The 19047-nt window shown below is 58.5% G+C and carries 20 protein-coding genes; 13 read left to right on the top strand and 7 right to left on the bottom strand.

Annotated elements, in window-relative coordinates; genetic code table 11:
• Positions 1-66 precede the first annotated feature (66 nt).
• The 5 genes from ACRER8_RS20305 to ACRER8_RS20285 all read left to right on the top strand — a co-directional run bounded on the left by ACRER8_RS20305 (position 67) and on the right by ACRER8_RS20285 (position 5623).
• Positions 67-1857 carry a thiamine pyrophosphate-requiring protein gene (locus ACRER8_RS20305; RefSeq protein WP_431747991.1) on the top strand — a complete coding sequence of 597 codons (1791 nt, stop codon included), beginning with the start codon at positions 67-69 and terminating at the stop codon, positions 1855-1857.
• 119 nt (positions 1858-1976) lie between these two features.
• On the top strand, positions 1977-2408 hold the full coding sequence (locus ACRER8_RS20300; RefSeq protein ID WP_431747990.1) for a DNA methylase: 432 nt from the start codon (positions 1977-1979) through the stop codon (positions 2406-2408).
• 88 nt (positions 2409-2496) lie between these two features.
• Positions 2497-3408, top strand: a complete 912-nt coding sequence (locus ACRER8_RS20295; RefSeq protein ID WP_431747989.1) for an alpha/beta fold hydrolase — start codon at positions 2497-2499, stop codon at positions 3406-3408.
• Positions 3405-4808, top strand: coding sequence for a hypothetical protein (locus tag ACRER8_RS20290; protein WP_431747988.1), 1404 nt, complete (start codon positions 3405-3407; stop codon positions 4806-4808). The genes ACRER8_RS20295 and ACRER8_RS20290 overlap by 4 nt, the downstream gene beginning before the upstream one ends.
• A 5-nt stretch (positions 4809-4813) precedes the next feature.
• Positions 4814-5623, top strand: a complete 810-nt coding sequence (locus tag ACRER8_RS20285) for an alpha/beta hydrolase (protein WP_431747987.1) — start codon at positions 4814-4816, stop codon at positions 5621-5623.
• Positions 5624-5682: 59 nt separating this feature from the next.
• On the opposite strand, the gene ACRER8_RS20280 is transcribed toward ACRER8_RS20285, so the two are convergent.
• The 3 genes from ACRER8_RS20280 to ACRER8_RS20270 all read right to left on the bottom strand — a co-directional run bounded on the left by ACRER8_RS20280 (position 5683) and on the right by ACRER8_RS20270 (position 7907).
• The gene (locus tag ACRER8_RS20280) at positions 5683-5904 is read right to left on the bottom strand and encodes a PLD nuclease N-terminal domain-containing protein (protein WP_431747986.1); all 222 of its coding nucleotides are present in this window, start codon (positions 5902-5904) and stop codon (positions 5683-5685) included.
• Between the two features lie 238 nt (positions 5905-6142).
• Positions 6143-6535 carry a thiol-disulfide oxidoreductase DCC family protein gene (locus ACRER8_RS20275; RefSeq protein ID WP_431748029.1) on the bottom strand — a complete coding sequence of 131 codons (393 nt, stop codon included), beginning with the start codon at positions 6533-6535 and terminating at the stop codon, positions 6143-6145.
• A gap of 148 nt (positions 6536-6683) precedes the next feature.
• Complete coding sequence (locus ACRER8_RS20270; protein WP_431747985.1) at positions 6684-7907, bottom strand: zinc-dependent alcohol dehydrogenase; 1224 nt, start codon at positions 7905-7907, stop codon at positions 6684-6686.
• 242 nt (positions 7908-8149) lie between these two features.
• Between ACRER8_RS20270 and ACRER8_RS20265 the strand changes: the two genes are divergently transcribed.
• Entirely contained in the window at positions 8150-8824 is a 675-nt protein-coding gene (locus ACRER8_RS20265) for an HAD family hydrolase (protein ID WP_431747984.1), read from the top strand.
• A 142-nt stretch (positions 8825-8966) separates the two neighbouring features.
• Here ACRER8_RS20265 and ACRER8_RS20260 read toward each other — a convergent pair whose 3' ends face one another.
• Positions 8967-9599, bottom strand: a complete 633-nt coding sequence (locus ACRER8_RS20260; protein ID WP_431747983.1) for a TetR family transcriptional regulator — start codon at positions 9597-9599, stop codon at positions 8967-8969.
• Positions 9600-9692: 93 nt separating this feature from the next.
• Here ACRER8_RS20260 and ACRER8_RS20255 point away from each other — a divergent pair, with 93 nt between their 5' ends.
• Complete coding sequence (locus ACRER8_RS20255; protein WP_431747982.1) at positions 9693-10358, top strand: O-methyltransferase; 666 nt, start codon at positions 9693-9695, stop codon at positions 10356-10358.
• A gap of 263 nt (positions 10359-10621) precedes the next feature.
• Positions 10622-11680: a quinolinate synthase NadA gene (gene nadA, locus ACRER8_RS20250; protein WP_431747981.1), complete on the top strand. Its 1059-nt coding sequence runs from the start codon at positions 10622-10624 to the stop codon at positions 11678-11680.
• A 135-nt stretch (positions 11681-11815) separates the two neighbouring features.
• Here the strand turns inward: nadA and ACRER8_RS20245 are convergent, their stop codons facing one another.
• The gene (locus ACRER8_RS20245) at positions 11816-13249 is read right to left on the bottom strand and encodes a M48 family metalloprotease (RefSeq protein WP_431747980.1); all 1434 of its coding nucleotides are present in this window, start codon (positions 13247-13249) and stop codon (positions 11816-11818) included.
• A 146-nt stretch (positions 13250-13395) separates the two neighbouring features.
• Here ACRER8_RS20245 and ACRER8_RS20240 point away from each other — a divergent pair, with 146 nt between their 5' ends.
• Both ACRER8_RS20240 and ACRER8_RS20235 read left to right on the top strand, forming a co-directional pair.
• Entirely contained in the window at positions 13396-13647 is a 252-nt protein-coding gene (locus tag ACRER8_RS20240; RefSeq protein ID WP_431747979.1) for a sulfurtransferase TusA family protein, read from the top strand.
• A 48-nt stretch (positions 13648-13695) separates the two neighbouring features.
• Complete coding sequence (locus ACRER8_RS20235) at positions 13696-14766, top strand: AI-2E family transporter (RefSeq protein WP_431747978.1); 1071 nt, start codon at positions 13696-13698, stop codon at positions 14764-14766.
• Between the two features lie 143 nt (positions 14767-14909).
• Here ACRER8_RS20235 and ACRER8_RS20230 read toward each other — a convergent pair whose 3' ends face one another.
• Entirely contained in the window at positions 14910-15383 is a 474-nt protein-coding gene (locus ACRER8_RS20230) for a peroxiredoxin (RefSeq protein ID WP_431747977.1), read from the bottom strand.
• Positions 15384-15392: 9 nt separating this feature from the next.
• Positions 15393-15956, bottom strand: a complete 564-nt coding sequence (locus ACRER8_RS20225; protein ID WP_296254196.1) for a glycine cleavage system protein R — start codon at positions 15954-15956, stop codon at positions 15393-15395.
• Between the two features lie 313 nt (positions 15957-16269).
• Between ACRER8_RS20225 and dapA the strand changes: the two genes are divergently transcribed.
• From dapA to ACRER8_RS20210, 3 genes are read left to right on the top strand one after another with little or no spacing between them, the layout of a single operon-like run.
• Positions 16270-17148 (top strand): 4-hydroxy-tetrahydrodipicolinate synthase, encoded by an 879-nt coding sequence (dapA, locus tag ACRER8_RS20220; protein WP_431747976.1) that lies wholly within the window; start codon positions 16270-16272, stop codon positions 17146-17148.
• Positions 17149-17165: 17 nt separating this feature from the next.
• Positions 17166-18281, top strand: a complete 1116-nt coding sequence (bamC, locus tag ACRER8_RS20215; protein WP_431747975.1) for an outer membrane protein assembly factor BamC — start codon at positions 17166-17168, stop codon at positions 18279-18281.
• The gene (locus ACRER8_RS20210) at positions 18282-19040 is read left to right on the top strand and encodes an MBL fold metallo-hydrolase (protein WP_431747974.1); all 759 of its coding nucleotides are present in this window, start codon (positions 18282-18284) and stop codon (positions 19038-19040) included.
• Positions 19041-19047 lie beyond the last annotated feature (7 nt).

Here is a 19047-nt window from a genome sequence, read left to right as displayed (position 1 = left end):
CAAGGACCGTCAATCAGACGTGCCTTGACGACGCACCAACCCAAACGACACGCGAGGACGACGGCGATGAGGACGGTGGGAGATTTTCTGGTCGAGAGACTGAGTGAATGGGGTGTGACGCGGATTTTTGGCTACCCCGGTGACGGTATCAACGGCGTGTTCGGTGCGCTGAGTCGTGCGGACGGCAAAATCGAATTCGTCCAGGCCAGGCATGAAGAGATGGCGGCGTTCATGGCATCCGCGCATGCCAAATTCACCGGTGAGCTTGGCGTCTGCATTGCAACATCCGGCCCAGGCGCCTCACATCTGATTACCGGCCTCTACGATGCGCGCATGGATCACATGCCGGTGTTGGCTATCGTGGGGCAACAGGCCAGAAACGCGCTTGGCGGCCATTATCAGCAAGAGCTGGATCTGGTCTCGATGTTCAAGGACGTTGCAGGTGCATTCGTACAACAGGCGTCATCCCCTGCCCAGGTTCGTCATCTCATCGACCGGGCGGTTCGAACCGCTGTCGGCGAGCGCCGAGTGACGGCGATCATCCTGCCAAACGACTTGCAAGAAGCAGAATACAAGGAGCCCGCCAGGGCACATGGGACTGTCCATTCTGGTGTCGGCTACAGCAAGCCGAAAATCATGCCCTACGAAGCTGACCTGCAACGCGCGGCAGATGTGCTCAATGCGGGTGAAAAGGTCGCAATCCTCGTGGGTGCGGGCGCGTTGGGGGCGACTGAGGTTGTGGTCGAGCTTGCGGAGAAGCTCGGCGCTGGCGTGGCTAAGGCGCTACTGGGCAAAGCCGTATTGCCGGATGAATTGCCATGGGTGACCGGAAGCATAGGGCTGCTTGGTACGGAGCCGAGCTACAAGCTGATGACCGAGTGCGACACCTTGCTGATGATTGGTTCCGGCTTTCCTTACTCTGAATTTCTGCCGAAAGAAGGTCAGGCGCGAGGCGTACAGATTGATCTGCAGCCGGACATGCTCAGCCTGCGCTACCCCATGGAAGTCAATCTGGTCGGGGATGCGGGCGAGACCCTCAAGGCACTCACCTCGTTGGTGCATCAAAAGACACAACGCAAATGGCGCAAGAAAGTGGAGGGGTGGCGAGCCAGTTGGGACAAGACGCTGGAGAAACGCGCTCTGACCAAGGCCGACCCGATCAATCCGCAACGCGTGGTATTCGAACTTTCGCCCCGTCTGCCCGACGCCTCAATCATTACCAGCGATTCAGGCTCGTGCGCCAACTGGTATGCGCGGGACCTGAAGATTCGTCCAGGCATGAAGTGCTCGCTCTCCGGTGGGTTGGCGTCCATGGGCGCAGCGGTGCCGTACGCGATCGCTGCCAAATTCGCCTTTCCAGACCGTCCCGTCATTGCGTTGGTGGGTGATGGCGCCATGCAAATGAACAACATGGCTGAGCTGATCACGGTCGCGAAGTACTGGAGGCAGTGGAAAAGTCCTAAGTGGATCTGTGCGGTATTCAACAATGAAGATCTCAACCAGGTGACCTGGGAGCAGCGGGTGATGGAAGGTGATCCTAAATTTGAGGCGTCGCAGAATATCCCGGATGTCCCATACCACCTTTTCGCCATTTCCATAGGCCTCAAGGGCATTTTCGTGGATAGCGAGGACGCGGTGGCAGATGCCTGGGAAAGAGCATTGGCCTCTGATGTTCCGGTGCTGATCGAATTCAAGACCGATCCCAACGTGCCGCCGCTCCCACCGCACATCAAACTGGAGCAGGCGAAAAAATTCGCTTCGACGCTGTTCCAGGGCGATCCCGATGAGGCGGGAGTGATCGTGCAAACCGCCAAGCAGGTGCTAGGCGCAGTTCTGCCTGGCGGATCGAAAAAATAAGCGTCTCGATGGCTGTCGACAGACAGAGTTGACAGCCAAAGCGCTCGACATTGCCTCACCCGATGAGACCTATGAGCGATTACGTTGAGGCATTTGCATTGCCGCCGAGGAGGTGAGCCATGAACAAGAGTATCAGCGCCGCGGACCTGAACATTCGTGTGGAGAAAGATGATGAACATGCACTGTTCAAATGGTTAATCGCCAGTTTTCTGATGGGAAAGCGAATCCGCTCGGAGATTGCCGCCGAGACCTACAAGGTGATCGTCGAAAAGCATCAGCGTGATACGCCTCGAAAACTGGGCGCTTGCACGCACGCCGAACTGGTGAAAATGTTGGGCGAGGGCGGCTATGCGCGCTATGACGAATCCACTGCTGAGCGTCTGCTGAAGTTGAGCAAGAAGCTGAACGAGGAATATGGCGGGAAGATAGCCAACATTCGCAAAGACAGTGAAGACAGAGCGGACTTCGAAGCGCGCCTTGGAGCCTTCGAAGGCATCGGCCCGAAAACAGTGGAGATCTTCATGCGTGATGCCAAGGGCGCGTTGTTTTGACCTGCCAGAAGAAAACCTCTTCTATCACGCTGCCACGATGTCGCGCTGGGCAGTTCATCGCAACGGCAATTCAAAACGGTGAAAAGCCATGAAGCAATCACGACATTGGCGCCTGCCCTGGATTTTAGCCGGTGCCGCTGCAGGGGTTCTTGCGGTTGCGGGCGTTCGCGGTTATCGCCATTTGGCTCGCACGCCCGCAGTGAGTGAAAAAAGCCTCGAACTGGGAATCAAGGGTGAATACATACAGGCCGGCCTCTGGCGAATTTTTACCCGCAGCGTTGGCGATGAGAGCGCCCCGGTGGTGGTACTGGTGCATGGTCTGGTCATTTCCAGTCGTTATATGGAACCACTGGCACTCGCCTTGGCTGCAAATGGGTATCGTGTTCTTGCGCCAGACTTGCCGGGCTATGGTGAGAGCGTAAAAGGCTCACCCCGTAGGGCATTAAGTATCGAAAACCTGAGCGATGCACTTTTCCTGTGGCTTGGCGCGATGGGCCTGGACAAAGCCTCTTTCATCGGTAATTCGTTTGGTTGCCAGGTGCTGACGATGCTCGCGGTGCGACATCCTTCGAGCGTTGAGCGTCTGGTACTTCAGGGGCTGACGGTCGATCCGCAAGCACGAACTCTTCTGCGCCAGATAGGCCGCGACATTCTCAATGGCCGCCGCGAGCAGCAGAGATCCAGTGCCAGCATCGGTCGTGTCGATTATGCCAAGGCAGGTCCCTGTCGCGCCCTGAGCAGCATGTTCAGACTGATTCGCGACCGGATCGAAACACGCCTGCCTCTTGTTCAGTCACCTTGTTTGATCTTGCAAGGCAGTCGCGATCCCGTAGTGCCACATCACTGGGCAAACCGGGCGTGCGATTTGCTGCCTGACGGCCGGATTCTCTTGATTGAAGGCGCAACCCATACCATGAATTATGTGTACCCACTGAGTTTCGCCCAGGCCGTCGACAGCTTTCTGCAAGGCCATGAACGCCAACGTGGACTTGAAAAATGAGCCGCCCACCACGGGGCATCGCCCGTTTCGATTCAGCCGCCGCGATGGTGCAGGCTCTGGCAAGCGCTTTGAATGACGAGCCATTCACCAGCCCGAGCCAATCGCCCGTCGTCGATAAACTCATGCTTTTACTCAACGGGATGCCGCGCAAATCACGGGAACGGATTTACGCATTCGGTGGCATGGCTGAAGGCATTGGTCGGCGGCGTGCCAGCCAGCTGGATTTTGAAGCGATCAGCGAGTGGGTGACCGGCCAATACGCCGACCGACATTATCCGGCTGCCTTCATCGGCTCCTCGAACGGCGCGATGATCCATCTGGCGGCGGCGATGAAAATCCCTTGGCTGCCGCAAACCTTTCTATGCCCGGTACGTGCGCTGGGCAACGATCCCGATTACGCGCAGCGAGCCTTCGAAGAGGGATTGGGCACCGTAACGAACCTGCTGGACGCCGATCCTCGTATTGCGGTGCATCACATGCACGATCCGAATCAGGACCGCCTGATGCTCCAGCAGATGACCTATTTCAGATTGAAGTTTCAGCGTCTGCCCCTCGCTTACCGAGAGTTTCTGCTGCGCAATCTGCCCCGCGGCGCCACGTTGTATGTGAACCGCTGCGATCGTCAATGGCCGGTCACGCGTACAGGCACACGCTCGGTCTTCCAGTTCGGTGCTACGGGCGGGGCGACTGAAGCGGAGTACTTTGATGGCTCCGCGCGGGTCGCTGAATATCTGGGACGCTATGGCATTCCCCGGACACGCTGGGAGCCTCCGCGAGCAACCGAAATGGCACCTGAGGCCGAATGGGGATTTGATCCTGCATTATTGGAAGATCTGCGGGAGTTGGCTGAACAGCGTCAATGGCGTCTTGTGGAAATAAGCTATGTGGAACCAGAGGCGCTGAGTGTGCCGACGGCCGAGATATACAAGCAGTGGTACGCCGAACAGGGAGTAGAAACAAAACGTCTGCTGGTCGACAGTTTCTTGCTCAGCGACCCTCATACAACCTTGGCGCTGCGAGCTGTCCCGTTATGGCTGCTTTTCGGTGTGGAACCCTCTGCCGCGCTGCTCGAGCGCTACCTCACGCAGACGGAGGGATTCGATGAAGTCGATTTGATGCTGTTTTCCCATGGCACCGAAGGTGTGGGTCTGGCCACGATGCAACGTTGGCAGCAGGCGTTGAGCAAGGCAGCAGGCGTTACTCGTCTGATAGGCGTGGACGCCAATCGCTACCCTCGCGACTTTGCCACCTTCACTCGCTTCGCCAGGGATTTGCAGCAGTTGAAACCCCGTTTTCAGTCACCCTTGCCGATGAGCCTGGATTTTTTCGAGCCAGCATTACAGCGTCATGGCGAGCCTTGGGGTATCAAGATGCGTGTGCTCAACAGTCACGGCGTTTGAGACGCGTGACGTATCTGGTTGCAGCGATCGGTGGCGCTATTCTGGTGCTTTACCTGGCGGGCCTGATAGCGCTTTATTGGCTGCAGGGACGCCTTGTGTACCCGGGTGAACGCAGTACTGTGGCGCAACCTCTGGATTTTGATCAGCGCTTTGTCTGGGTCTCAGTGGTGACTGCCGATGGACTCGGACTTGCGTGCCGGTATTGCCCACCGCAGGTCAATACGTCGCTGTGCGTTCTACTGCTGCACGGCAATGGCGAGGACTTGCGAAATCGTTCGGTCATCGCCGAACGGCTTGTCGACGAAGGTTATGGCGTTCTTCAAGTCGAATACCGGGGATTCGCTGGTAATCCCGGTCGACCCAGCGAACAGGGTCTGTATGCCGACGGTCGAGCGGCGCTGGATTTGATGGAAAGTGCAGGCGTTCCTGTTGTGATTCATGGCTATTCTCTGGGCAGCGGCGTAGCGGTGCATTTGGCTGCTGAGCGGCGCTGCGCGGGCCTGATTCTGGAAGCGCCATTCACTTCCATCGTGGCAGTTGCAAAAACGCGGCTTCCCTGGCTTCCGGTGGAGCGCTTGACTATGGATCGCTACGACAGCCTGTCAAAGATAGGTCATGTTCATGTTCCGCTATTGATTTACGGCGGGGATGAAGACCGAGTCATTCCTCCCTCTCATTTCGAACAACTTCATGCCGCCGCGAATAGCCCTCGCCAGCTCGTCGTTATCCCAGGAGCAGGGCATGTGGACGTCTGGGAGTGCGGCGGTGAACGCCACGTACTTGAGTTTCTGCGTCAGCTTGCCAGAAAGGTCTAGTGCTGGTTGCGCAAGGGAAAGCGTCTGTCTTCGATTCATGGACAAACGCTCTGCTGAAGTCAACCCTTGCTGTGCTCTTTGGAGGTCGGTGGAATTGCAACGCCGCGTGGCCCGGCGATACCCCAAACTATCAGGCCAATCACCGGCAGCACCAATATCAAAACCGTCCAGCCGGCTTTGGTGCCTGAGGATTTGGTCGTATGCCAGACGTTGGCAATGGCCCACAGGTCAACCAAAAGTACTATTACCGCTAACGCCACCCAAAAGAATGTCGTTTCCATTTCACACCTCCAATTGCAAAGCGGACTTTTAGGCCATGGGCTCAATTGCAAGCGAGAACTCTCATGGTTTTATTCGCCGTTAAGTAGCGGAGCAGGCTAGGGGGTATTTAGTTCAGGCATTTCGGATTGACGGCATGGAGAGGCCTGACTCAGCCCTTGGCGCCACGTCAGTTGCGCCGCATTTTGATAGTGAGGGTTTGCCGCGTCTTCGGCAGCAGTGGGCACCAAGCTGGTCATGTCATTGATCAGCTTCCAAATAACGGTTGTCATGATCCGGCGGCGGTACGCGACACGCATCGTATCTGCCAAACAACCGATAGCGGTTCAGTGCTATCCGATCATAAAGCCAGTCTCGGAACGCCCCCGGAATGACCCGCGCCAGAGTTAGCCAACGCCAGGGTACAGGCATGATTTCAAGGATCTTGAACATGGCCTCGGAGCGAATGCTGAAATGGTTATCCGCAATCAAGACAATTGTGTTGAATCGATCAGTGGGTAATCCGGCCCACTTCAGAAGTTGCTGACCTTCTGGCGACTGCACCGTCACCAGTTGAATACGATGGTCGCGGTCATGACGGATAACGAATTCTGCCCAACCGTTACACAGTTTGCAGGTGCCGTCGAAAAGCATTGCGGCCGCGCCATGCTCAAGGAGCGGTGCCGGTAGATCGGTATGTGCAGCCACGGTGACGTCTCTCAGCGTTTCATTAAGCGGCTACCCACTTGTACGTCAGCAGCGACGCACAAGCGGGTATGTCGTAATTGAATAGTGATGCCCCTTAGACGGCAGGTACGCCCTCGACGGCTTCCGTCTCCACGACAGGGATATCACTGCTGCCCGGCGTCAGGATGACCTTGCGGCAGTCCTCTTGTTTTTTGTCGAAAATCTTGTAGCCCTCAGCCGCCTGTTCCAGTGACATGCGGTGGGTGATGATGGCTTCGGGTAACAAGCGGCCAGCCTCGATGTGTTCGAGCAGTTCAGGTAGGAAGCGCTGAACGTGGGTTTGCCCCATCTTGAAGGTCAGCCCCTTATCGAAGGCATCGCCGAACAGGAAACCATGGATGAAACCTGCGTAGACGCCAGGGACACTCACCGTGCCGCCGCGACGTACCGCGGCGATGCACTGACGCAGGGCTTTGCCGCTGCTGCCTTCGAGCTTGAGCGTCGCCAGGATAGTCTCGGTGGTGCTGCCCTTGGCTTCGAAGCCCACGGCATCGACAACACCATCAACGCCGCGCATGCCTGGGGTCTGCCGAATGATCGTGTCAGCGGGATCATCATCCTCATCGAAGTTGATGGGAATGACGCTATAGGTTTGTTGGGCATAGGCGAGACGATAGGGGTGATGATCGACCATGAAGATACGTTCGGCACCGAGCATTTTGGCCACGGCTGCGCAGAGCAGACCGACGGGGCCGGCGCCATAAATCGCGATGCTCGAACCTTGCCCGATGCCGGTGTTGGTCACCGCCTGATACGCAGTTGGCAAAATGTCCGACAGGAACAAGACTTTTTCGTCAGAGAGCGTGCCCGGCACCTTGAACGGGCCGGTATTGGCTTTCGGGACGCGCACGTATTCGGCCTGGCCGCCGGGTATTCCGCCGTACAAGTGGCTGAAGCCAAACAAGGCAGCGCCTGGCGGGATGGCCTTTTTGTTGAGGATTGCGCCGCGTCCGGTATTGGTCGTTTCGCAAGCTGCATAAAGATGCATCTGACAGAAGAAGCAGTCGCCGCAGGCAATCACAAACGGAATGACGACGCGATCGCCGTGCTGAACAGCCGTGACCGCCGAGCCGGTTTCTTCGACGATGCCCATGAATTCGTGGCCGAAGATGTCCCCATGTTCAACGGTGGGGATCTTGCCTCTGTAAAGGTGCAGATCCGATCCGCAGATGGCCGTCGCAGTCACCCGCAAAATGATGTCATCCGCCGCTTCGATGACGGGATCGGGAACGGTGTCGACCTTGACATCATGGGCGCCGTGGTAGGTAAGTGCTCTCATGTTGGTGTCTCCGGTTTATGGGGGGTTAATAAGCGGAGTTTCCGGATAGGTTTTTAGTTCAGGACGTCTGACCGCCGTAACGTTAAGAGGAGAAATAAACCTTTCATCGGGTTATTTCTATGCACCGCGAACGGCGGCCACTCGTAATCCGTCCGTTAGCAGTACCTTTAAGCATTAGTGGTTTTCGTACTGAACCGAGTCGGTTTCAAGAACGGCGAATGCTTCACCTGCGGAGAGACAATATGCGCCAGAAAACTTCGTTCATCTTTGACTTGGACGGTACGCTGACCGACAGCGTTTACCAAAATGTCGCCGCCTGGAAAGAAGCTCTCGATTCAGAGCGGATTGCTCTGGCGATGTGGCGGATCCACCGAAAAATCGGCATGAGCGGAGGGCTGATGCTCAAGTCGCTGTCTCGTGAAACCGGGCTGGATATCAGCGAAGAGCAGGCCGAGCGGCTCAGCGACAAACACGCCGAAGCCTATGAGCGCCTGCAACATCAGATCACCGCACTGCCGGGCGCGATCGAGTTGCTCAATGAACTGAGCAGCAGCGGCCTGCAATGGTGTATCGCGACGAGCGGGGGCAGTGACACGGCCGAGATCAACCTGAAAGCGCTAGGGTTGAAGGCCGATGAGGTCAAGCTCATCACCCGCGACGACGTCAAATACGGCAAACCCGATCCTGATCTTTTCCTTGCGTCCGCCGAGCGCATGGACGTGCCCATCGAAGACTGTCTGGTGATCGGTGACGCGATCTGGGACATGCTCGCGGCCCGCCGTTGCAAGGCGACCGGCATCGGTCTGCTCTCCGGGGGTTATGACATCGCAGAGCTGGAACGCGCGGGTGCGTTGAGGGTGTATGAAGATGCCGCGGACCTGCTGGATCATCTGGACGAGATCGCCTCTCGGCCGTGAGTGCTCAACGTTATACGTAGCCATCATCTGGGAGCGAATTCATTCGCGATTGGTCCGTACAGCCGATCCATCGCTATCGCCAGCACGATTTTTCGCGAATGAATTCGCTCCCACACGGCCAATTTGCCACCGAGATAAGCGCTTAAAGCCGGCTGACCTTTTCCAGATAAGCACAGAACATGTCGGCCATGGCATGCGCGTATTCAACGACCTCCGCTTCGCCGCGTGGCGTCTGCGAAAACTCTTTGCCCAACGCGCTCAGCGTGCTCTTGATCAGGTCACCTGCCCTCTGTCGCACGCTGTCGTCCGCATCAGGCAACACTTCCTGCATGAACAGCATGATCGCTTTTTCGCCCGTCTCTTTGGCCTGTCTGGCTTCGGGGGCGTAGCGATACAGCGGCGCCGCGTCGTCGAGGGCGATGCGCACGTCGGCTTCATCGCACTCCGAACGCACGAACGTCTGCACCAGATTACGCAAGCGGTCCAAAGGCGGCGTGGTCGTGTCGCCAAGGATGCGCGTCAGCAGTTCGGTGGTCTCGATCCATTCATCGCTTTGCAGGCGAAACAGAATTGCCGCCTTGTTGGGAAAGTACTGATACAACGAGCCGATGCTGACCCCGGCTTTTTCAGCGACCCGAGCGGTGGTGAAACGGCTGGCGCCTTCCTTGGCCAAAACCTGAACAGCGGCCTGAAGAATGATCGAAACCGATTCTTCGGAACGCGCCTGTTTGGGATTTTTACGCAAGGAAATCGCGGGGTTGCGGGAATCGGTCATGGTGCCTCGGCAATGCGATTATCAAATGTGAGGGATTGATCGCATTCTATTCCGGCGTTGAGATTTACGCATCGTTCAATCCGGAGACAACCTATGAACACCCTCACCACACCGCCTGTTGCGCCGCTGCTGGAACGCCTGTTCACCGCCGCTGCCGAACAGTCGCCAATGAACAGCGCCGAGTTCACCGACCTTTCGCACGAAGACCTCGAACGCCAGATGCGCAGCAAGACCGAGTACTTGGATTTTTATGGCCGCCTGAAAGACTTCCCGCTGGCGGTATCGCGGGACACCGGCGCGCTGCTGTACATGCTGGCCCGCAGTTGCAAGGCGCGAACGGTGGTCGAGTTCGGCACCTCCTTCGGCATCTCGACCCTGCACTTGGCCGCGGCCTTGCGTGACAACGGCGGCGGATTGCTGATCACCAGCGAGTTCGAATCCTCGAAAGTCGCGCTGGCCCGGGACAATCTGCAGGCCGGCGGGCTGCTCGACCTCGTGGAAATCCGCGAAGGCGACGCCCTGAAAACCTTGGGCCAGGACCTGCCAGAATCCATCGATCTGGTGCTGCTTGATGGCGCCAAGGCCCTGTACCCAGAGATTCTGAGCCTGCTGGAACGCCGTTTGCGGCCCGGCGCGTTGATCGTCGCCGACAACGCCGACTACGCGCCTGACTATCTGGCCCGGGTTCGCTCGCCTGCACAGGGCTACATGTCCATCCCGTTCGCCGAGGATGTCGAGCTGTCCATGCGTCTTGGCTAAAAGGCGCGGCCGTCGGTAAGTGATCGCTCAACGGGTTACGTGATACATTCGCCGCCGCTTTTGCTCTCCCTGGCGCTCCGGGTCTCCAGAGGCTGATCCGGACGAGGTGAAAGCGCGCGGCAAAACCCTTATCGATACATGCACAAAGATGCGTGTACAAGGCTGGAAACTTCATGACCGTGAGGGTTTCCCGCTTCATTCGTTGCCTGTTGTTCAGGTGTAAACTCGACGTTCGCGCTAACGCGCATTCAGGTCCTGCGAACATGACACAGATTTCCGAACGCCTTCTGGTGCAGGCGCACCTAGACGCCAAGCAGCCCAAGCCACTGACCCCGGCAGAAGAAGCCGAATACCGCCGCCTGATCGCTGCCGAGCTCAAGGCTCAGGACGCGGTGCTGGTCGCTCATTATTATTGCGACCCGGTGATTCAGGCGTTGGCGGAGGAAACCGGCGGCTGTGTGTCCGACTCTCTTGAAATGGCCCGTTTCGGCAAGAATCATCCGGCTAAGACCGTGCTGGTCGCCGGTGTACGTTTCATGGGTGAAACCGCGAAGATTCTGACCCCTGAAAAACGCATCCTGATGCCGACGCTGGAAGCGACTTGCTCGCTGGATCTGGGCTGCGGGGTCGACGAGTTCACGGCGTTCTGTGACAAGCACCCGGAGCGAACCGTCGTGGTCTACGCCAATACTTCGGCTGCGGTGAAGGCGCGCGCCGATTGGGTCGTAACCTCCAGCTGCGCGCTGGAAATCGTCGAAAGCCTGATGGACAACGGCGAGAAGATCATCTGGGGGCCGGACAAACACCTGGGGCGCTACATCCAGCGTGAAACGGGCGCTGACATGCTGTTGTGGGATGGCGCATGCATCGTTCATGAGGAATTCAAGTCGCGGCAGCTGGAAGACATGAAGGCCCTGTACCCGGATGCGGCAATTCTCGTGCACCCTGAATCGCCCGAGTCGGTGATCGATCTGGCCGACGCTGTGGGCTCCACCAGCCAATTGATCAATGCCGCACAGACGTTGCCGAACAAGACCTTCATCGTGGCGACCGACCGCGGCATTTTCTACAAGATGCAGCAGCTGTGCCCGGACAAGATCTTCATCGAAGCCCCAACGGCCGGTAACGGCGCAGCCTGCCGCAGTTGCGCGCACTGCCCATGGATGGCGATGAACACGCTGGCGCGCACCCTGCAGTGCCTGCGTGAAGGTACCAATGAGATCTTCGTCGATCCGGCGATCATCCCCCATGCCGTGCGACCTCTGCAGCGGATGCTGGATTTCACCCAGGCCGCGCGTTTGAAGCTTTCAGGAAACGCCTGATCCGGCGATTCGATGCGGGACCTGTGGGAGCGAACTAATTCGCGAAAACGTGTTTCAGGCGACAGAAATGTAAGGCCTGAAACGCCGTCTCGCGAATGAATTCGCTCCTACAGGGTGTCCTGCGTCGAAAATGGATTAATTCATCATCTCTTTAACCGCCCGCTCTTGAGCGATGATTTCCTGCTGACGCGCATCGATCCTTGAGGCCAGCTGGAAGTTGTTGTTCGCCCGGCGTTTGGCGAATTCCAGCTGTTGAATGGCCTGCTTGAAATCGCCCATCAGGGCGAAGTATTCGGCGCGCGCTTGATGCAGGCCGATGGTATTGCCCGAGAGACCGCGGGTGTCGGCCACCTGGTTCCAGATATCCGGGTCGTCAGGGCGGCTTTTGAGCAGGGTTTCCAGTGACTTCAACGCTTCAGGGGCCTTGGACTGCTTGAGCAGCACATCGACCTTGGCCTGGTTAAGCGGGTAATCGTCCGGGTAAAGGTTCAACAATCGGTCGACCCGCTGCTGCGCGTCGGCCAACCGGTTATTGGTGATGTCCAGATTGATCGCCGCCAGGTTGTAGGTGACGTTGTCCGGTGCCTTGTCCAGCAGCGGTTTCAACGTTTCACGGGACTCGTTCAACTGACCAGCCTTGGTCTGCGCCAGTACCAGGCCGTAACGGGCCGCGTCGTTTTTCGGATTCTCGGCCAACTGAGCGCGGAAGCGTTTGGCGGCCATGCCCGGCGTTTCTTCGTAGATCAGCACCACCCTCGAACGCATCAGCTGATACGCCAGGCTGTCTTCCTTGCCGCCCGGTCTGGCCTGCTCGGCGCGGTTGCGGGTGTCGGCAATACGGGATTCAGTCACCGGGTGACTCATCAGGAATTCAGGTGGCTTGGCGTCATAGCGATACTGGCGGGCCAGGCGCTCGAACATGGTCGGCATGTTGCGCGGATCGTAGCCGGCCTTTTCCAGATTGAGGATGCCGATGCGGTCGGCTTCCGCTTCGTTTTGCCTGGAGAAGCGGGCCTGCTCCTGAATCGCTGCCGCCTGTGTTCCGGCGATGGCAGCGATACCGGCATCACCTGCACCCGCTGCAGCCATGACGATACCGGCAAGCATTGCGGCCATCACCGGCATCTGCATGCGCTGCTGCGCCTGCACGCCGCGGGCGAAGTGGCGTTGCGACAAGTGAGCGAGTTCGTGGGCAAGTACCGCGGCGTATTCGCCTTCGGTTTCGGCATGTAGGAACAGGCCGCCGTTGACCCCGATAATCCCGCCGGGGGCAGCGAAGGCATTGATTTCCGGGGTGTTGATCAGGATGAACTCAAGACGGCGGTCCTGCACTTGACTGGTTTCGGCCAGGCGATAGACCGAGGTCTCGACGAAGTCCTTGAGTTGCGGATCGGAGAGCTGAGCCACTTGCGCGCGCAACAGCCCCAGCCATGCGCGCCCCAGATCGTGCTCCTGTTGCGGCGAAACGATGGACGAACTGGCATCGCCAAGCGAGGGCAGATCGTCTGCGAACGCCGGAGCGGCCAGCAGGCACGCAAGCGTCAGCAGTGTGGGGCGCAGAAAGTTCATGCACGAAACTCTGAGGCAGAAAGTCGTTACTGTAGCTGGCTCAATGGCTTGCTGACCAGAGTGGGGTATTCTTGCAAACTTGTAAGAAGCTTCTTCATCCAACGAGCAGTTATGTGCGATTGGATGTGCCTACCCGGAGAGAAACGATGTCTGACGCTGTAGGGCGCCCCGCGACGTGCGACGCCGAACTGGACGCCAGTGGTCTGAATTGTCCATTGCCCTTGCTCAAGGCCAAGATGGAGCTTAATCGTCTGGCCAGCGGCGCGGTGCTTAAAGTCACCGCTACCGATGCCGGCTCCCAACGTGATTTCCGCACCTTCGCCAGACTGGCCGGCCATGCGCTGTTACATGAAGAAGCCGCCGATGGCATTTATAGGTATTGGTTACGCAAGGCCTGATCGTTTATTACCTTTCGCCTTTTACCCCTTCGCCCCAAAGGTTCACTGATGTTCAAAGTGCTTCGCAACTGGATGCAACGCTACTTCTCGGATGAAGAGGCAGTGGTGCTGGCGGTGCTGTTGGTTCTGGCGTTCACGATCGTCCTGACATTGGGCGGGATGCTTGCACCCGTGCTGGCGGGGCTGGTGCTGGCGTTTCTGATGCAAGGGATGGTGGTGCAACTCGAACGCTTGCGCATGCCGGAAGGGGTGGCGGTCGGGTTGGTCTTTGCGCTGTTCATGGGCGCGTTGGCGGTGTTTCTGCTGGTGCTCGTGCCGTTGCTCTGGCATCAACTGATCACCTTGTTTAACGAGCTACCGGGCATGCTCGCCAAATGGCAGTCGCTTTTGCTGCTGTTGCCTGAGCGCTATCCGCATTTGGTGTCCGACGAGCAAGTGTTGCAGGCCATCGACGCGGCGCGAGGCGAAATCGGCAAGTTCGGTCAGTGGGCGCTGACTTTCTCTCTGTCGAGTCTGCCGCTGCTGGTCAACATGATGATTTACCTGGTGCTGGTGCCGATCCTGGTGTTCTTCTTCCTCAAGGACCGTCGGATGATTGGACGATGGGTCAGAGGCTATCTGCCGAAAGAACGTACGCTGATTACCCGCGTTGCCGAGGAAATGAACCGGCAGATCGCCAATTACATTCGCGGAAAAGTCATCGAGATCTTCATTTGCGGCGCGGTGACCTACATCGCCTTCGTGACCATGGGCCTCAATTACTCGGCGCTGCTGGCGATGCTGGTGGGTATTTCGGTCGTCGTACCCTATGTCGGCGCTGTCGTGGTAACGGTGCCGGTGGCGTTCATTGCGCTGTTTCAATGGGGCTGGAGCGACCAATTCATCTATCTGATGGCGGTCTACGGGATCATCCAGACCCTGGACGGCAACGTGTTGGTGCCGCTGCTGTTCTCGCAGACCGTGAGCCTGCACCCGGTCGCGATCATCTGCGCGGTGCTGCTGTTCGGTGGCCTGTGGGGATTCTGGGGGATTTTCTTCGCGATCCCGCTGGCGACGCTGTGCAAGGCAGTGCTCGACGCCTGGCCACGTAATGAGCCGACGGTTGCGCCGTTGTTGTAACGGACGCGGAAATCTTTGCCTGTGGGAGCGAATTCATTCGCGAAAGGTGTTTCAGACGACAAAAATGTATGGCCTGAAACGCCGTCTCGCGAATGAATTCGCTCCCACAGGGGACCGTGTTTACTGCATCGGATCTGAAAGACTCAGGCCTTGTTCAGCGCCTGAGCCGCTTCCAGCACTGCGGCCACATGCCCCGGCACCTTCACGCCACGCCATTCCTTGCGCAACACACCGTTCTGGTCGATCAGGAAAGTGCTGCGATCCACGCCCAGGTATTCCTTGCCGTACAGCTTCTTCAGCTTGATCACGTCGAACAGCTGGCACATCGATTCATCCTTGTCCGAGATCAGCTCGAACGGGAATTGCTGCTTGGCCTTGAAGTTCTCGTGGGATTTCAGGCTGTCGCGGGACACGCCGAAGACCACGGTGTTGGCGGCCTTGAAGTCGGCGTGATGATCGCGGAAGCCCTGGCCTTGAGTGGTGCAGCCAGGCGTGCTGTCCTTGGGGTAGAAATAAATGACCACTTGCTGACCTTTCAGCGCAGACAGACTGACCGCCTGTTCGCTGGTGGCCTGCACCTGAAAGTCGGCGACGGGTTTGTCCAGTTCTACAGCCATTGGGTTTCCTTACATTGGAGCTTGCGGGCGCCATGGTTCGATCAGCGCATCGAGGTTGAGGGCGTCGGCGAAATCCAGAAACTGGTCGCGCAACCAGCTGATCTGGGTGCCGGCCGGCAGGGTCACGGTGAAGGTGGCGTTGAGCATCGTGCCGCCGGTCTGTGGTGCCTGATAGGTGTCGCAGATCAGGTTTTCCAGCTCGACGTTGTGATCGATGAAGAACTGGCACAGCTCATTGATGATGTCCGGGCGATACGCCGAGCTGACGTACGCCACGTAGGGCAGGGCTTCCGGACGGCTTTCCAGCGAGGCGCTGCGTACCACGTTGACCGTGAAGGCGTGTTTCTTGGAAAGATTCGGCAGGCCGGTCTCGAGGCGCGCCAAGGCGTCCCAGCTACCGGATACCTGCAGAATCAGGGCACTGCATTCGCCGTGGCGAGTGAGGCGCGAGCTGACCACCGAGCAACGGTTTTCATGACTGGCGCGGCACAGGACGTTGGTCAGCTCCATTGGGTTGGCGCCAAGGGCACTGATGACAAGGAATTGTTCGCGAACTGTGGGGATGGACGACATGCAGCATTCCTAAGCGATGAGCGGTCGGTACATTGTTGGCTTGTGCGGCGGGTTCGGCGATCGAAAGACTCGCAACTTCGACCCGGACCATTGCCGTTCGCTGTTGATGTGAGGCGGTCACATCCAGTGAGAGCGAGGCTGGAGCGGGGTTTGCGACGACGAAAACGATCAGTCGAACGAGCTGCGCAGATGACCAGTACCGATCAAAGACCGAAGGGTAGCGAAAACCGTCGCTCAGGGGAATGCTCGCCTTGTGCAAGGATCATGGCGCCAGTACCATTACCGCTCTCTTTTTCCGGCAGGAGCGGTTTGCATGATTGCGGGCAGTATGGTGGCACTGGTCACACCTATGGATGCACAAGGTCGTCTTGACTGGGACAGCCTGAGCAAACTGGTGGACTTTCACCTGAAAGAGGGCACCAACGCCATTGTTGCCGTCGGTACTACGGGTGAGTCTGCAACGCTCGACGTCAATGAGCACATCGAAGTCATTCGTCATGTCGTCAAGCAGGTCGCCGGGCGCATTCCGGTGATCGCCGGGACGGGCGCCAATTCCACCCGCGAAGCGGTCGAGCTGACGCAAAACGCCAAGCAAGCCGGTGCCGATGCCTGCCTGCTGGTCACCCCGTATTACAACAAGCCGACCCAGGAAGGCCTGTACCAGCACTTCAAGCACATCGCCGAAGCCGTGGACATCCCGCAGATCCTCTACAACGTGCCAGGTCGTACCTCCTGCGACATGAAAGCCGAGACCGTGATCCGCCTGTCCAAAATCAAGAACATCATCGCCATCAAGGAAGCCACCGGTGACATGCAGCGCGCCAAGGACATCCTGGCAGGCGTGAGCAGCGATTTCCTGGTCTTCTCCGGCGACGACGCCACTGCAGTCGAGCTGATCCTGCTCGGCGGCAAGGGCAACATCTCGGTCACCGCCAACGTCGCTCCGCGTGACATGGCCGACCTGTGCGAGGCTGCCATTGCCGGTGACGCCGTCACAGCCCGCGCAATCCACGAAAAACTGATGCCGCTGAACAAGACCCTGTTCATCGAATCGAATCCTATTCCCGTGAAATGGGCCCTGCATGAGATGGGTTTGATGCCGGACGGTATCCGTCTGCCGCTCACCTGGCTCAGTGAGTCCTGCCACGAGCCGCTGCGTCAGGCCCTGCGCCAGTCCGGTGTATTGGTTTAATGAGGAAGCACTACGCAATGAAGCGACTGGCCGGACTTTCCGCACTAGCCTTGATTATTTCCAGCACCAGCGGCTGCAGCTGGCTGTTTGGTCAGGACGGTTACTTCCGTGATCGCAGCAGCGATTACCTGGAAGCGACCCAGAAACCCCCGATGCAACTGCCCGAGGGCGTCCAGGAAGCCAAGCGCCTGGACCCGCTGCTGCCGATCCCGCGTAACGTCGCCGACGACACCCAGAAGGGCGAGTTCAACGTGCCGCGTCCGCAGCCGCTGTCCACCGTTCAGGACTCCGGCGACTACACCCTGCAGAAGAGTGGTGACAACCGCTGGATCCTGGCTCAGCGCGCGCCGGCCGAAGTCTGGCCCGTGGCTCACCAGTATTTCGAAGACAACGGCTTCCGCATCGCCGAAGATCGCCCGCAGACCGGTGAATTCAACACCACCTGGCAGCGCATGGACGAATTGTCCGCTTCCGTCGCCAAGCGCATGGATGGCACAGGCGACAGCGCAAGCACCGAGACCCGCGTTCGCGTTCGTATCGAACCGGGTGTGCAGCGCAACACCAGCGAAGTCTACATCGTCAGCGTCCAACGCCCGGCCGGCAGCAGCGATGAGCCTGCTTTCCCGTCGCGCAGCACCAACGTCGGCCTGGACTCGGTCCTGACCGACGACATGCTGGCAAGCCTTACCCGTACTGCCGAGAAGGGCGGTTCGGTGTCTTTGCTGGCAGCGCGTGATTTCGATACACCAAGCCGCGTTTCCCTGAGTGAAGACGGCAGCGGCAACCCGGTCCTGAACCTCGGTGCCGACCTCGATCGCGCATGGTCCAGCGTAGGGCGCGCGCTCAACCAGGGCGACTGGCGCGTTGAGGACATCAACCGCAGCCTGGGTCTGTACTACATCAACCTTGCGGAAAAAGCCGACAAGCCCGAGAACAAGCCTGGCTTCTTCTCCCGCATGTTTGGCAGTGAAGAGACCAAGGAACAGAAAGAAGCCCGCGCCGAGCGCTATCAGGTTCGCCTGAGCAAGGTAGGTGACAACGTTCAGGTCACGGTCGAGAAAAACATCAACACCGTCGCGCCGACCGAAGTCGCCCGTCGTGTGTTGAGCGTCATTCAAGACAACCTCGGTTAAGTGCGCTTCGCGGTTCTGGGCAGCGGCAGCCGGGGCAACGGTACGCTGGTTGCGAGCAACGACACGTACGTGCTGGTCGACTGCGGTTTCTCCCTGCGGGAAACCGAGCGTCGACTGGACCGGCTGGGCGTCAGCGGTCAACAGTTGAGCGCCATCCTGGTAACCCACGAACATGCCGATCACGTGCATGGCGTGGGTTTGCTGTCTCGGCGCTACGATGTGCCGGTCTACCTCAGCGACGGCACCCTGCGCGGCATGCGCAAGCCGGTCGAAGCGGGCGTCAGGCTGGCGGCAGGACAGGGCGTGCGAATTGGCGGTCTGAGCATCGACGTGGTCTCCGTGGCACACGATGCGTTGGAGCCGACGCAGTTCGTCTTCAATGATGGACGCCGACGCTTCGGCCTGCTGACCGACCTGGGGTCGTACTGTCCGTCGGTGCTCGACAGCTATCGTGGCCTGGATGCTCTTATGCTCGAGTCCAACCACTGCCGCGATCTACTCGCGCGTGGCCAATATCCCTACTTCCTGAAACAACGGGTGGGCGGGGATTACGGGCATCTGAACAATCATCAGGCCGCCGGTCTGGTGAACGAGCTTGGATGGCAGGGCCTGCAACATTTGGTGCTGGCTCACCTGAGCAGCAAGAACAACCTGCCGCATCTGGCCCGGCAATGTTTCGTCGACACCCTCGGGTGCGACCCGGACTGGCTACAATTGGCCGATCAAGATTCAGGGCTCGACTGGCGCGAAATCGCCTGACGTCCCG

Origin of the sequence: Pseudomonas sp., from assembly GCF_050739935.1 — a bacterium.
GTDB lineage: Bacteria > Pseudomonadota > Gammaproteobacteria > Pseudomonadales > Pseudomonadaceae > Aquipseudomonas.
The sequence above is the reverse complement of the archived record's forward strand: the minus strand, read 5'-3'. Positions and strand labels throughout refer to the sequence as shown.